The organism is Streptomyces sp. RPA4-2 (assembly GCF_012273515.2).
Lineage (GTDB): Bacteria > Actinomycetota > Actinomycetes > Streptomycetales > Streptomycetaceae > Streptomyces > Streptomyces kaempferi.
On sequence record NZ_CP050975.2, the window covers coordinates 5,744,462 to 5,758,161 of the forward strand.

Genomic DNA, 13,700 nt, shown 5'->3' on the forward strand with positions numbered 1-13,700 from the left:
CAGGATGTCATGAGCCCTTCGCCACTGGCAGGCCGTGCTCCAGGACGTCCACCGCACGGTCGACGACATCGGCGAAGTCCTCGCGGTGGCCGCCCTCGGCCCAGTACAGCGAGGTCTCCAGCAGGCCTCCGATCAGCGACATCGCGAAGACGCGCACTTCGAGACTGTCGGGATCCCGGCCGACGCGTTCCCCGATCGCCCGGCACAGCAGTCGGCCCGTGACGGACATGCTCTCCATCATCCGGGAGCGGACCGCGGGGATCTCGACCATCAGCCGGGTCCGCAGCCGGGTCACCTCGGGCTCCTCGGAGTTCCCGAGGCCGATGGCCTTCGTCAGCACGTACCGCAGGGAGTCGAACCACGGCTCGTCCGCGGGCCGTGCCCGCAGTTCCGCCTCGAGGAGCGCGTCGTACTCGTCCGTGAGGACGATGTCCTCCTTGGCCGGGAAGTAGCGGAAGACCGTGGACGGGGAGACCTCGGCCGCCTCCGCGATCTGCTCGACGGTCGTCGCGTCGTACCCCTGCTCCTGGATCAGCCGGTACGTCGCCTCACGGATCGCGATCCGGGTCTTCATCTTCTTCCGCTCCCTGAGCCCCGGCTGGGTGCCCGGGGCGGTCGGGGAGCTGTGTGCGGTGGCGGCCATGACGCTCATTGTCGGGCATCGGCGGGCGTCGGAGCCATGCCGGTGTCCTCCTCGGCGGCGTGGGCGGGGGCGGGCTCGGGGTTGGGCAGCAGTGCCGCGGCGAGCAGCGCGGTGACGAGTGCCGCGATCCCGCTGACCAGCAGGACCAGGTCCATGCCGTGGAGGTAGGAGGCGTCCGCGGAGGCGGCGAGCGCGTGGTCGCCGAGCCGTGCCGCGACCACGTGGGCGCCGACCACCGAGTCCGCGGCGGTGTCCGCGGCCGCGTGCGGCAGACCGGAGGTGTCGAGCCGGTCGCCGTACGTGCTCGCCAGCAGTGAGCCGAGCAGCGCGATACCGATCGCACTGCCCACCTGGCGCACGGTCATCAGGAGTCCCGAGCCGCTGCCGGCGCGGTCGCGGGGCAGCGCGCCGAGGGCGGCGGACATCGCGGGCACCACGGCGAAGCCGAAGCCGAGTCCGGCGATCGAAAGCCACAGGGCGGTGAAGCCGTAGCCGTCGTCGACGGTCGTACGGCTGCCGAGGACCGCGGCGAAGGCGAGGGTGACCAGGCCCCCGCTGATCACCGCTCGCGCGCCGAACCTCGCCAGCAGCGGCTGGGCGCCCCTGGAGGCGATGAGCAGTCCGCCCATCATCGGCAGCATCCGCACCCCGGTGGCGAACGCGTCGTGTCCGAGGACCGCCTGCAGATACTGCGGCAGCACGAACATCAGCCCGGACAGCACGAACATCACGAGGGTCGCCGCGAGCGTGTTGAGCAGGAAGCCGCGCCGGGTGAGAAGGGAGAGGTCCAGCATCGGGCGGGGGCTACGGCGTTCGCGGACGACGAGCAGCGCGATCAGGACGAGGGAGGCGGCGAAGAGGCCGAGGATCAGCGGATCGCCCCAGCCGCGCTGCGGGGCCTCGATGATCGCGTAGATGAGGATGCTGAGGCCGGCCGCGGTGAGCGCCGTGGAGACGATGTCGACCTTGGGCGAGGCCGGGTCGCGGGTCTCGGGGAGCAGGAAGACGCAGGCGGCGATGCCGATCGCGGCCATGGGCACGTTGACCAGGAAGACCGAGCCCCACCAGAAGTGGTCGAGCAGCCAGCCGCCGAGGATCGGGCCGAGCGGCAGGCCCAGCGCGGAGGCGGCGGAGACCGCGCCGACCGCCTTGGTGCGCTCCTCGGGTCCGAAGAGCGACGGCAGGACGGCCATCGCGAGCGGCATCACGAGCGCGCCGCCGACACCCATCAGCGCGCGGGCGAGGATCAGCGGGGTGACGTCGTCGACCAGCGCGCCCACCAGGGAGCCGGCCAGGAAGACGCCGAGGCCGGTGATGAGCATCCGGCGCCGTCCGAAGCGGTCGCCCAGCAGGCCCGCAGGGAGCATCAGCGCGGCGAAGACGACGACGTAGGCGTCCGCCATCCACTGCTGTTCGCCCGTGCTCGCGTCCAGGTCACGGGCCATCGTCGGCAGTGCCACGTTGAGGATCGTCATGTCGAAGCCGAGCACGAGCATGCTCGCGACCAGGGCCCCCAGGGCCCACCAGCGGCGGGGGTCGCGCCCCACGGCGTCATTCTGAGTGACAGTCACCATGAAATGAGAGTAACTCTCAAAAGATGGTAGCTGTCAATGGGGTGTGTCTGTCGGTACGGCGCCTGTGGGTGCGCCTGCCGGTGTCGGCCGGCGCCTGTCGGGGCGGCCGGTGCCTGCGGGGTGTTCCGGGCACGGCAAAGGGCCGCGGCTTGCGAGCCGCGGCCCTGGGGTGGCCGGAAAGGGTGCCGGGAAGAGGCCGGCCGGTGGGGTCAGCCGTGCTGGTAGGCCACCAGCGAGATGCCCACGTAGTGCACGACGAACGCCGCGAGGGTGAGCGAGTGGAAGACCTCGTGGAAGCCGAACCAGCGGGGGGAGGGGTTGGGGCGCTTGATCCCGTAGATCACTCCGCCCGCGCTGTAGAGCAGGCCCCCGACGATCACCAGGACGAGGACGGCGATCCCGCCCGTGCGCATGAAGTCCGGGAGGAAGAAGACGGCGGCCCAGCCCATCGCGATGTAGCAGGGGGTGTAGAGCCAGCGGGGGGCCCCGACCCAGAAGACCCGGAAGGCGATGCCGGCCGCCGCCGCGCCCCAGATGCTCCACAGGAGCCACTGCCCCTTGGCCTCCGGGAGCAACAGCATCGTCAGCGGCGTGTAGGTGCCCGCGATGATCAGGAAGATGTTGGCGTGGTCGAGTCTGCGCAGCACGCCGTCCATGCGCGGGCTCCAGTCGCCGCGGTGGTAGAGCGCGCTGACCCCGAACAGCAGGCAGGCGGTCAGGACGAAGATCCCGCAGGCGATGCGGGCGCGGGTCGAGCTCGCGAGGGCGGTGAGCACCAGGCCGGAGATCAGGACGGCCGGGAACATGCCGAGATGCAGCCAGCCGCGGAGCTTGGGCTTGACCGGATGTGATTCCGGCTGCGACAGGGGTGGCGCTGCGGGGCCGCGGCCTGTGGCCGGCGAGTCCGTGGGCGCGTCGGGGACGGGCGCAGTCATACGCCGAATCGTACCTACGGAACCGTAAGTTACGTATCAGTACGGCGCGCCGACCGGTCAAGAACAGCCATCTTCTCACGCTCCTGACGTGCTGCGACGTTCAGGCAAAAAATCCTTCAGCTGAACCCCGTGTGGACGCAAAGAAGCGCGGGTACACGTGGCGATGCTCACTCCGCTCAGGTGTGAGGCCCTCTGGACATATGGGCGGATGCGTCGGATGATCAAATGAGTGCGGTCGGCACCGGATGAGCGCCAGGGTTCCCTCACCGTGAAGCATCCGGGTCGCAGCCCCCAAGGGGCACAACAAACAAAACCCCTCATCTAGGAGCAATCGTGGCGCGCGACATCGCGGCTCCCTCCACCGTTCCCACCCAGCACAAGGACCTGATCTCGTGGGTCAACGAGATCGCCGAACTGACGCAGCCGGACAGCGTGGTCTGGTGTGACGGATCCGAGGCCGAGTACGAGCGGCTGAGCGAGGAGCTCGTGCGCAAGGGCACCTTCAAGAAGCTCGACCCGATCAAGCGCCCCAACTCCTACTACGCAGCTTCCGACCCGACCGATGTCGCGCGGGTCGAGGACCGGACGTTCATCTGCTCCGAGAAGGAGCAGGACGCGGGCCCGACCAACCACTGGAAGGCGCCCGCGGAGATGCGGGAGATCTTCACCGGTGAGCAGGGAGTCTTCCGCGGCTCGATGAAGGGCCGGACGATGTACGTCGTCCCGTTCTGCATGGGCCCCCTCGGCTCCGACCTCTCCGCGATCGGCGTCGAGATCACCGACTCCGCCTACGTCGCCGTCTCCATGCGCACCATGACCCGCATGGGACAGCCCGTCCTGGACGAGCTCGGCACCGACGGCTTCTTCGTGCGTGCCGTGCACACGCTCGGGGCGCCGCTCGCCGAGGGCGAGGCCGACGTGCCGTGGCCGTGCAACTCCACGAAGTACATCTCGCACTTCCCGGAGACCCGCGAGATCTGGTCGTACGGCTCGGGCTACGGCGGCAACGCGCTGCTCGGCAAGAAGTGCTACGCCCTGCGCATAGCCTCCGTCATGGCACGGGACGAGGGCTGGCTCGCCGAGCACATGCTCATCCTGAAGCTGACCCCGCCGCAGGGCGGGTCCAAGTACGTCGCCGCGGCCTTCCCGAGCGCGTGCGGCAAGACCAACCTCGCCATGCTGGAGCCCACCGTCTCCGGGTGGACGGTCGAGACCATCGGTGACGACATCGCGTGGATGCGGTTCGGCGAGGACGGCCGGCTGTACGCGATCAACCCCGAGGCCGGTTTCTTCGGCGTCGCGCCCGGCACCGGTGAGCACACCAACGCCAACGCGATGAAGACGCTCTGGGGCAACTCGGTCTTCACCAACGTCGCGCTGACCGACGACAACGACATCTGGTGGGAGGGGATGACGGAGGAGACTCCCGCCCACCTCACCGACTGGAAGGGCAACGACTGGACGCCGGAGTCCGGCACCCCGGCCGCCCACCCCAACGCCCGCTTCACCGTCCCCGCCGACCAGTGCCCGATCATCGCGCCCGAGTGGGAGGACCCCAAGGGCGTGCCGATCTCGGCGATCCTCTTCGGCGGGCGCCGCGCCACGGCCGTACCGCTGGTGACGGAGTCCTTCGACTGGAACCACGGTGTCTTCCTCGGCGCGAACGTCGCCTCCGAGAAGACCGCCGCCGCCGAGGGCAAGGTCGGTGAACTGCGCCGCGACCCGTTCGCGATGCTGCCGTTCTGCGGCTACAACATGGGCGACTACATGGGGCACTGGATCGACGTCGCCAAGGACAAGGACCAGGCCAAACTCCCGAAGATCTACTACGTGAACTGGTTCCGCAAGAACGACGCGGGCAAGTTCGTGTGGCCGGGATTCGGCGAGAACAGCCGTGTCCTGAAGTGGATCGTGGACCGCCTCGACGGCCGTGCCGAGGGCGTCGAGACCCCCATCGGCGTCCTGCCGGCCAAGGGAGCCCTGGACACCAAGGGACTCGACCTGTCCGAGTCGGACCTCGACTTCCTGCTCACCGTCGACAAGGAGGTGTGGCGCGAGGAGGCCGCGCTCGTGCCCGAGCACCTCAACACCTTCGGCGAGCACACCCCGAAGGAGCTGTGGGACGAATACCGGGCGCTGGTGCAGCGTCTGGGCTAGGCCGTGTCCGTCCCTTCCCGCCGGGCGCCGGCCGCCCGGCGGGAAGAGGCCGACGCGCCCTCGGTGCCCCCACCCGCTCCGCGGCCGGCCGGACTTGCCCTGACCTGCGACGTTGCCAGGGCCGGCCGCGGTGACAGCACCCCGCCGGGGCTCCGCACGACCGTGTGCGGGGCCCCGGCGACCGTCATCAACCCCGGGAACCCCGGCCGGTCACTGCGAGCGGCCGCGGTCCTCCAGGTAGCGCGTGTGCGTCTCCTGGCGCCGCGCCTCCGCCTCCCGCAGGGTCCCAGCCAGCCGGTCGGCCTCCTCGTGCAGCAGGGTGAGCTGCCGCTCCAGATGCCGTTCCGGCGGCTCCGTGCCGGGCGTCAGCCGGGTCCACCACCGGGTCCGTACGAAGGTGTCGACGGCCTCGGGAATGTCCTGCCGTACGGCACGTGACAGCGCGTGCACGCCCTCCGGGTCGCGCGCGAGGACCTCGGCGACCCAGCCGGGGTCCAGCAGCGCGGCCAGGAGTTCGCTCAGCTCGGTGAGCCGGCCCGCGGCCGCCGGAGGCAGCTCGACGCCGTCCAGGTACCCGCGCAGGGTGGTGAAGTCGGCCCGCAGTTCCTCCAGTTGCGCGGAGGGGTCCGGGAAGTCCGGGAGCGGCGGGCGCTCCGGCGGCGAGATCAGCGCGCCCGCGCCGTACAGACCCGCGACGACGACGGGCCAGTACACGCCCGCCAGCCCCGTGAAGGTCAGCGCCAGCCCGCCGAGCCCGCAGGCGCTCCCGGCCAGGTTCTTGCGGGACTCCAGATAGCCCACGAACCTATTGGTAGCCACGGATCTCCTCGAAGGCGCCGTCGAGCGAACCCTTGCGGGCGTCGAAGAGACGGCCGCCGGTCAGGTCGGCGATGTGCCCGAGCTCGTCGCGGTCGGAGTCGCCGAAGAGGATCGGGAAGACGGGGATCTCCCGCTGCGCGCCCGGCAGTTCGCGGTAGAAGCCGTCGAAGTGCCCGGGGCCCGAGCCCGTCGTGTTCTCGCCGTCGGTCATCAGCACGATCGACGTGAACGAGTCGTCGTCGGCACCCAGATGCTCGTACGCCTTCTCCAGCGAGGTGTAGATCGCGGTGTCGCCGGAGGCGCTGAGCGCCCGGGTGTCCGCCCGGATGCCGTCCAGTCCGGCCCCCGGGTCGGCGGGCCGCACCAGGTGCGTGCGGACGCTCTTGACGTCTGATCCGAACGGCATCAGCGTCACCTCCTCGCGTTCGCGGAAGTCGCCCGTCAGGGAGGTGAGCGCCTTCTTCAGCCGGTCGAGCCGGCTGCCGCGCATCGAGCCGGAGGTGTCCAGGACGTACACGGTCCGGGAGGGCCGGCGGAGTTGGTTCTCGTACGAGTCGAGGAGTCGGTCGGCGACGGACCGGCTGCCGGGGAAGGGGAGTTCGCGCCGTCTGCTCGTGTCGAGGCCGGCCGCCGGGGCGACGGAGGCGACCACCGGACGGCGCAGGGTGCGCTCGGTGATGAGCCGCTGGACGGCCGGGGTGCGCAGCGCCTCGGTGAGACGGCGGACGGTCTCCCGGGTGTTCTTGTCCGTGGCGGCGAGCGAGGAGAGCGGATAGTCGGCGGTCACGACGCCGTCGCGCGGCCGGATGACCGTCAGGTCCTTCATCCCCTTGAGGACGGACTCGTAGTTGAACAGGGCGTCCACGGTGCCGCGGCGCCGGTACGCGCTCGCCAGCCAGCCGGAGGACCCCGAGGTCAGCTTCTGGCCCTTGAAGAACTCCTTGAGGCGTGGAGTCGCCTTGTCCACGTCCCCTTCGGTGAGCGCCGACTGCGCTCCGGACAGGCCCGAGGCGACCGAGATCAGGGTGGAGAAACCGGAGTTGGAGCGGGCGGGGTCGGTCATGCCGTACGTCAGCCGGCCCTCCGCCACCGCCTTCTCCACCTGCGGCCAGGTGACGTCGTCCGGCCTCCAGCCCAGGGCCTTCACGGTCGCCGGCTTCACCCCGATGGCCACCGGGCTCGACATGACCGGCGTCTCCGAGACGACCTTCTTCGCCGCCTCGGGCCGCAGCCGCAGATAGTCGTTGGACGACAGCCACAGCGCGTCGTAGGAGCCGTCGACCTTGCCGCGCGCGAGGAGGTCCACGGCGGCGAGGGTGCCCAGGTAGGTGGGGCGGACCGTGATGCCGGTGTCCTTGCGGACCTGCTCCAGCACCGGCCGCATGTCGCCGAGTTCACTGGAGGCGAGGACGCGCAGGGTGCCGGGTTCGGGTGCGTTCTGCCCGGACCGCTGCTCCTGCTGCGGGTGTGAGGTGCACGCCGTCAGCAGCGCGAGGACGGCGAGAGCGGTCAGTCGTGGTCTCACGCGGACCCTCCGTCCAGGGCGCCGCGCGACCGGCTGCGCTCCAGGTAGACGCTCGCCTGCTGGAGTTCCGAGGTGAGGGACTCCACGGTCGCCGCCATCGACTCGGTGGCCTGGACCTTGTAGGTGTCGATGGCGTCGAGGGTGCGGTAGATCTGCTGGAAGGCGGTACGGAGGGTCTCCGCGCCGACGGCCGGGTCGGCGGCGATGCGCTGGATCTCGCCGCTCTGCGTGGCGAGCATCTCGGCGTTGCCGCGGATCAGTTCCTCCGTGGTGCCGCGCAACGCGTTGACCTGGTCGACGACCTTGCGCTGGTTGTCGAGAGCGGAGGCGAGCATCACGGAGATGCGCAGCGCGGAGACCGTGGTGGTGGCGGCGCGGTCGACGCCCTTGATGAGTTCGTCGTTGTTGCGCCGGACCACGTCCATGGCCAGATAGCCCTGCGCGCACACGGCGAGCTGGGTCAGCAGGTCCTGATGCTTCTGGCGCACCGGGAAGAGGACGTCCGAGCGGAGGGTGTCGGCCTGCGTGGGGTCGGCGGCGTCGACGCCCGCGATGTGCTCCTCGACGGCCGTGTCCAGGGCCTGGGTCAGCACCACGTACTCCTGGAGCTTGCCCATCGTCTCCCAGAGCCGGACCCGCTCGGTCTGCAACGCCGCGTTGTCACGGCGCAGTTCGTCCTGGCCACCGCGCAGGGAGCCCACGATCTTGTTCAGGGTGGCCTGCGAGGACGCGTACTTGGCGACGTGGTCGCGCAGCTTGTTGCCGCCCGGCAGCCGCGACAGGAGCTTGCGCCCCTTGCTCGCCGGCAGGTCGCGCGGGTCCAGATCCTCCACCACGCGCCGGAGTTCGACGAGCGAGCCGGCGACGTGCGACTGCGCGTCCTCGCCCTTCGAGGGCAGGCTGCGCAGGGTGCGCTCCAGCATCCGGTTGGACTGCGCGGCGGCTCCCCGCATCTCGCTCGCGCCCAGCCCCGCGATCTCCCCGACCTTGCCCGCGAACTCGGGTGAACGGGCGTCCAGGGAGGCGAGCCCGCCGATGTACTCGGCGGCCCGGCGCGCCATCTCGTCCTGCACGGACGGGTCGACGGGAACGAGCCCGCCGGCCTTCTCACGCGGCACGGGCGCGACGGCCTCGGGCGGCGTGAGGGTGAACGTGTCCTCGATGCTCATGATGTGCTTCCCCCCTGGCCCTTCGCCCGGCGGGCCATCTCGTGCAGCACCGCGGAGGCGGGCACGGGCGCCTGCCGGACGCCGGTCAGTTTCTGGTTGAGATAGGTGGCGTGGGCGGCGGTCGCCGCCGTGAACTCCGCGCTCGCGCCCTGCGGCCGGAACCCGTGCCTGACGGCCAGCCTGCGCAGAACCGGGTCACTGCTGAGGAGTTCGCCGAGCGCACGGCCGGCCTCCGTCAGCGGTACGACGGTGTGGTCGCTGTTCGCGGTGGTGTCCGGGTACAGGACCGTGAGGTCACCGACGTCCTGGCCCTGGGCGAGCAGCGAGGCGACCTGTGACTCGTACACGAGCACGAGCGGGTTTCCGGCCCCGCTGACGAAGTCCCTGAACGCGGCGTCCGTGCTGGTCTGCTGGGCCCCCTGGACGCTGATGAGCTTGCGCATGAGGGGCGCGGTGCGGGTGACGGCGGCGGTGTCCGCGGCGACCCGGCCGCCGTCGGCGACGTACGAGGCGGCGGCGAGGTAGAGCGCGCCGGAGTTGGAGGTGGCGGGGTCGGTGGTGGCGATGTACAGCGTGCCGGTCAGCTCCCCGTGCGCCCCGGCCCCCTTGAGCTGTTGCCAGGTCCGGTCGTGCTCGGCGGCCTTGAGGTACGCGGCCATCCTGAGCGTGCCGGAGCCCTTGCCGAGGGTCGCGAGCCCGTTCGCCGCCAGCACCTCGGCGGCGCTGCGGTGGGCGACGACCACGAGGGGCGAGTAGAAGGGGCGCGGCAGCGGCTGCCGCGCGTGGTACTTGGCGGCGAGCTCGTCGGCCGGGGCCTGGCTCGAGGGGAAGGCGAAGTCGTACCCCTTGAGGTCCAGGCCCTCCATGGCCCAGGACCCGGAGGTCTCCGTCTTCACGGTGTAGCCCTTGGCGGCGAGGGCCTTCACCACGTCGGGGTCGGCGAAGAACTCCGCCTTCTCCGAACCGATCACTCCATGCACGGTCTTCGTTGCCGTGCCCGTGTCCTGACCTTCGCGGCCCGCTACGACGGCTGCTGCCACGCCGCCGATCAGCAGGACCGCCAGGACGATTCCCACGATGCGTCTCACACCGAGGAGAATGCTCCCGGAATCCAACGTTCCCGGAGGCACCGGGTGAACGGGGAGTGACCGACCTATCCCGGTATGCAACCGGAACGGGTGCCTCCTCCGGTGCGGCCCGTCACCAGGGAACGGGGCCCGACGCCTCGACGAACGCGCAGGTGGGCGCGTCGGCTCCGGCGGCGGCCGTGGCGACGACGATCTCGGCGCCCTGCTCGACGCTCAGTGTCCCGGAGTGGCCGTTGAGGTCGGTCGCGGTGAAGCCGGGGGTGACGGCGCTGATCCGGATCTCCGGGAGCGACTTGGCGTACAGCACCGTCAGCATGTTCAGCGCCGCCTTTGAGGAGTTGTAGGCGAGCAGCGGTACCCAGGTCGGCAGCAGTGTGGTGCTGTCCGGCAGGGCGTTGACGGTGAGCGAGCCCAGGGCACTCGTGACGTTCACGACGACGGGGGCCCCGGCCTTCCGCAGCAGGGGGAGGAAGGCGTGCACGGTACGGACGACACCGAAGACGTTGGTGTCGTAGACGCGTTGGACGTCGGTCGCGGTGAACTCCTCGACGGCCTTGGCGGGTTGGTTGACTCCCGCGTTGTTGACGAGGACGTCGACGTGTCCGGCCTCCTCGCGCACGCGGTCCGCCGCGGCCCGCACGGAAGCGTCGTCGGTGACGTCGAGGAGGAGCGCGCGGGCGCCCAGCGCGTCGGCGGCCCGCCGGCCCCGGTCGGCGTCGCGGGCGCCGACGTACACGGTGTGGCCCCGCTCGACGAGTCGGCGGGCGGTCTCGAATCCGATGCCCTTGTTGGCTCCGGTGATCACGGTGATGGTCATGACTCCACTGTGCGCGCGGTCCGGGCGCGCGGGCAGGGCCCCCGGCATCGGGGGGTCCGGCAGTACCAGGCTGCGCGGTCCGCGGGGGAGCACCATGGAGGGATGAGCGCGGAGCGGACGGCACACGGGGAGCACGGCGAACACGCGGAGCACGGGGAGTACGGAGCGCACGGGGAGCTCGGCGCGGCGCTGCGGCACTGGCGCGACCGGACCGCGCCGCGGGAGGCCGGACTGCCGACGGGCGGTGTCCGGCGGGCGCCCGGACTGCGCCGGGAGGAGCTGGCGCAGCTCGCCGGGCTCTCGGTGGACTACGTCACCCGTCTCGAACGGGGCCGGGCCACCTCCCCGTCCGACCAGGTCCTCACCGCGCTCTCCCGCGCGCTGCGTCTGTCGGAGGCGGAACGCGAGCATCTGTTCCGGCTGGCCGGCCAGGCACCGCCCGCGGCCGGGCACATCTCGCGGCACGTCCCGCCCTCCGTCCAGCGGCTGCTGGACCAGTTGCGGCTCGCCCCGCTGGGGGTCCACGACGCGGCGTACGACCTGATCTCGTGGAACCCGTTGTGGGCCGCGCTGGTCGGCGACCCCTCCGAGTGGCGGGGGCGGGAGCGCAACTACGTGTGGCGGCAGTTCGCGGGGCTGCCGACCCGGGTCACGCACACGCCGGAGCAGCTGACGAGGCTGGAGGCGGCCCTCGTGTCGGATCTGCGGTCCGCCACCGCCCGCTATCCCGAGGACGGGGGGCTGCGGTCGCTGATCGCGGACCTGCGGCGGGAGAGCGACCGGTTCCGCACCCTGTGGGCCGCGCACACGGTCGGGTTCCACACGGCCGACACCAAGACCGTCCACCATCCCGGGCTGGGGACGATCGTCGTGGACTGCGACACCCTCACGGTGCCCGGCGCGGATCTGCGGATCACGGTCTGTTCGGCGGCGCCGGGCACGGAGGCGGCGGAGCAGCTGGCGCTGCTCGCGGCGGTGGGGCCGCGGACGACGGCCGTGACCCCCGGCTGACGGGCGGGGTGTGTGGCACCCGGTCCGCGCGTCGCTGCGGGTGCACGCGGACCGGGGCCGTAAAGGGGGAGCGCTGGGCTCAGTGGGAGGCGAGGGTGCGGGGGTCGGTGGCCAGGGCGTGGGCGTCCATGCGCTCGGCGGCCAGGATCGCGGCGGCCGTGTCCGCGCGGGAGGCGGCGACGACGAGGGCGCGTCCGGCGAGGGAGTGGGCGCGCTGGTGGAGGGCGGTGGCGCGCGGCTCGGGGGCGGCCGCGGACGCGCGCGCCGGGGCCATGCCTCCCCGGAGCCGCGCGACCTGTTCGGCGAGCCGCCCGGCCGCGGTGTCCAGATCGGGGGAGGGGGCGAGCGCGCGGATCTCGTCCGTCACCGCGAGGAGGGCGGCGAGATGCCCGGCGAGCTGGATGTCCAGCTCCTCCTCGCGTGACCGGTGGGGGAAGTCCGAGGGCGTGCCGGGCGCGGTGTGGACCGACTTGGTGCGGATCGGTTCGTACATGGGACGGCCTCCTGTGCGCTCGCAGGAAACCATCCTAGCTTGGATTCCGTCTAAAGTTGAGCCAGGTCGCGCATCTGGGCCCGGCGGCCACGCAGGGTGAGGGTCAGGGCTGGCCGTAACCGTCCAGGAAGGTGCCGATCCGGGTCACCGCGTCGGTCAGATCACCCACGGTCGGCAGCGTGACCACCCGGAAGTGGTCCGGCTCCGGCCAGTTGAAGCCCGTGCCCTGGACGACCATGATCTTCTCGCGGCGCAGCAGGTCGAGCACCATCTGCCGGTCGTCCTTGATCTTGAAGACCTTCGGGTCGAGCCGCGGGAAGAGATACAGCGCGCCCTTCGGCTTCACACAGCTCACCCCCGGGATCTGGGTCAGCAGCTCGTACGCGACGTCCCGCTGCTCCTTCAGGCGCCCGCCCGGCAGGACGAGCTCGCCGATGGTCTGCCGGCCGCTGAGCGCGGCCACCACACCGTGCTGACCCGGCATGTTCGCGCACAGTCGCATGTTCGCGAGGATCGTCAGGCCCTCGATGTAGGAGTCGGCGTGGGCGCGGGGGCCCGAGATCGACATCCAGCCGACGCGGTAACCGGCCACCCGGTAGGCCTTCGACATGCCGTTGAAGGTGAGGGTGAGCAGGTCGGGGGCGACCGCGGAGGTGGGGGTGTGCGTCGCGTCGTCGTACAGGATCTTGTCGTAGATCTCGTCCGAGCAGACGAGCAGGTTGTGGCGGCGGGCGATGTCGGTGAGCCCGCGCAGCATCGCCTCGTCGTACACCGCGCCCGTCGGGTTGTTCGGGTTGATGATGACGATCGCCTTGGTGCGGTCGGTGACCTTCCGCTCCACGTCCGCGAGGTCGGGCATCCAGTCGGACTGCTCGTCGCAGTGGTAGTGGACGGCGGTGCCGCCGGACAGGGACACGGCGGCGGTCCACAGCGGGTAGTCCGGCGCCGGTACGAGCACCTCGTCGCCGTCGTCGAGCAGGCCCTGCATCGCCATCACGATCAGCTCGGACACGCCGTTGCCGATGAAGACGTGCTCGACGTCCGTCTCGATGCCGAGGGTCTGGTTGTGCATGACGACGGCGCGGCGGGCGGCCAGCAGGCCCTTCGCGTCGCCGTAGCCGTGCGCCGAGGAGACGTTGCGGAGGATGTCCTCCAGGATCTCCGGCGGGCACTCGAACCCGAAGGCGGCCGGATTGCCGGTGTTCAGCTTGAGAATCCGGTGCCCCGCGGCTTCCAGCCGCATCGCCTCCTCGAGCACCGGGCCCCGGATCTCGTAACAGACGTTGGCGAGCTTGGTCGACTGGATCACCTGCATGCCCGTGAGCTTACGGCCGCGTAACGCTTCGCGGGGCGTGTTTTCCACCACGTGAGACGTGGTGTTTTGGGTGACTTTCGTCCTCTCGCGCGCCGCGGACCCCGCGATCCCGGCGGTACCCGCCCGTGTCCTGGCGCAACGGCCGGACCGGTGC

The 13,700-nt window shown here is 71.1% G+C and carries 12 protein-coding genes; 2 read left to right on the forward strand and 10 right to left on the reverse strand.

Annotated features, from left to right (window positions below; translation table 11 throughout):
* Positions 1–7: 7 nt before the first annotated feature.
* The 3 genes from HEP85_RS25225 to HEP85_RS25235 form a co-directional block, all read right to left on the reverse strand.
* On the reverse strand, positions 8–652 hold the full coding sequence (locus HEP85_RS25225; protein WP_168529962.1) for a TetR/AcrR family transcriptional regulator: 645 nt from the start codon (positions 650–652) through the stop codon (positions 8–10).
* Entirely contained in the window at positions 649–2,217 is a 1,569-nt protein-coding gene (locus tag HEP85_RS25230) for an MFS transporter (RefSeq protein ID WP_168529963.1), read from the reverse strand. Before HEP85_RS25230 ends, HEP85_RS25225 begins: the two co-directional genes overlap by 4 nt.
* 209 nt (positions 2,218–2,426) lie before the next feature.
* On the reverse strand, positions 2,427–3,152 hold the full coding sequence (locus HEP85_RS25235; RefSeq protein WP_168529964.1) for a hemolysin III family protein: 726 nt from the start codon (positions 3,150–3,152) through the stop codon (positions 2,427–2,429).
* A gap of 333 nt (positions 3,153–3,485) precedes the next feature.
* Between HEP85_RS25235 and HEP85_RS25240 the strand changes: the two genes are divergently transcribed.
* Positions 3,486–5,309, forward strand: a complete 1,824-nt coding sequence (locus tag HEP85_RS25240) for a phosphoenolpyruvate carboxykinase (GTP) (RefSeq protein ID WP_168529965.1) — start codon at positions 3,486–3,488, stop codon at positions 5,307–5,309.
* A gap of 210 nt (positions 5,310–5,519) precedes the next feature.
* Here the strand turns inward: HEP85_RS25240 and HEP85_RS25245 are convergent, their stop codons facing one another.
* The 5 genes from HEP85_RS25245 to HEP85_RS25265 form a co-directional block, all read right to left on the reverse strand.
* Entirely contained in the window at positions 5,520–6,128 is a 609-nt protein-coding gene (locus HEP85_RS25245) for a hypothetical protein (RefSeq protein WP_211118059.1), read from the reverse strand.
* Positions 6,115–7,614: a VWA domain-containing protein gene (locus tag HEP85_RS25250; protein WP_248002520.1), complete on the reverse strand. Its 1,500-nt coding sequence runs from the start codon at positions 7,612–7,614 to the stop codon at positions 6,115–6,117. The genes HEP85_RS25245 and HEP85_RS25250 overlap by 14 nt, the downstream gene beginning before the upstream one ends.
* Before the next feature lie 35 nt (positions 7,615–7,649).
* Positions 7,650–8,822: a toxic anion resistance protein gene (locus tag HEP85_RS25255; protein WP_168529967.1), complete on the reverse strand. Its 1,173-nt coding sequence runs from the start codon at positions 8,820–8,822 to the stop codon at positions 7,650–7,652.
* On the reverse strand, positions 8,819–9,910 hold the full coding sequence (locus HEP85_RS25260) for a substrate-binding domain-containing protein (RefSeq protein WP_168529968.1): 1,092 nt from the start codon (positions 9,908–9,910) through the stop codon (positions 8,819–8,821). Before HEP85_RS25260 ends, HEP85_RS25255 begins: the two co-directional genes overlap by 4 nt.
* Positions 9,911–10,022: 112 nt before the next feature.
* Positions 10,023–10,727 carry an SDR family NAD(P)-dependent oxidoreductase gene (locus HEP85_RS25265; RefSeq protein WP_168529969.1) on the reverse strand — a complete coding sequence of 235 codons (705 nt, stop codon included), beginning with the start codon at positions 10,725–10,727 and terminating at the stop codon, positions 10,023–10,025.
* A gap of 102 nt (positions 10,728–10,829) precedes the next feature.
* Here HEP85_RS25265 and HEP85_RS25270 point away from each other — a divergent pair, with 102 nt between their 5' ends.
* A complete protein-coding gene (locus HEP85_RS25270; RefSeq protein WP_168529970.1) occupies positions 10,830–11,738 on the forward strand; it encodes a helix-turn-helix transcriptional regulator in 909 nt (302 codons plus the stop codon).
* 79 nt (positions 11,739–11,817) lie between these two features.
* Here the strand turns inward: HEP85_RS25270 and HEP85_RS25275 are convergent, their stop codons facing one another.
* Both HEP85_RS25275 and HEP85_RS25280 read right to left on the reverse strand, forming a co-directional pair.
* Complete coding sequence (locus HEP85_RS25275) at positions 11,818–12,231, reverse strand: hypothetical protein (protein ID WP_168529971.1); 414 nt, start codon at positions 12,229–12,231, stop codon at positions 11,818–11,820.
* A gap of 103 nt (positions 12,232–12,334) precedes the next feature.
* Complete coding sequence (locus tag HEP85_RS25280) at positions 12,335–13,546, reverse strand: pyridoxal phosphate-dependent aminotransferase (protein ID WP_168529972.1); 1,212 nt, start codon at positions 13,544–13,546, stop codon at positions 12,335–12,337.
* Positions 13,547–13,700: the final 154 nt, after the last annotated feature.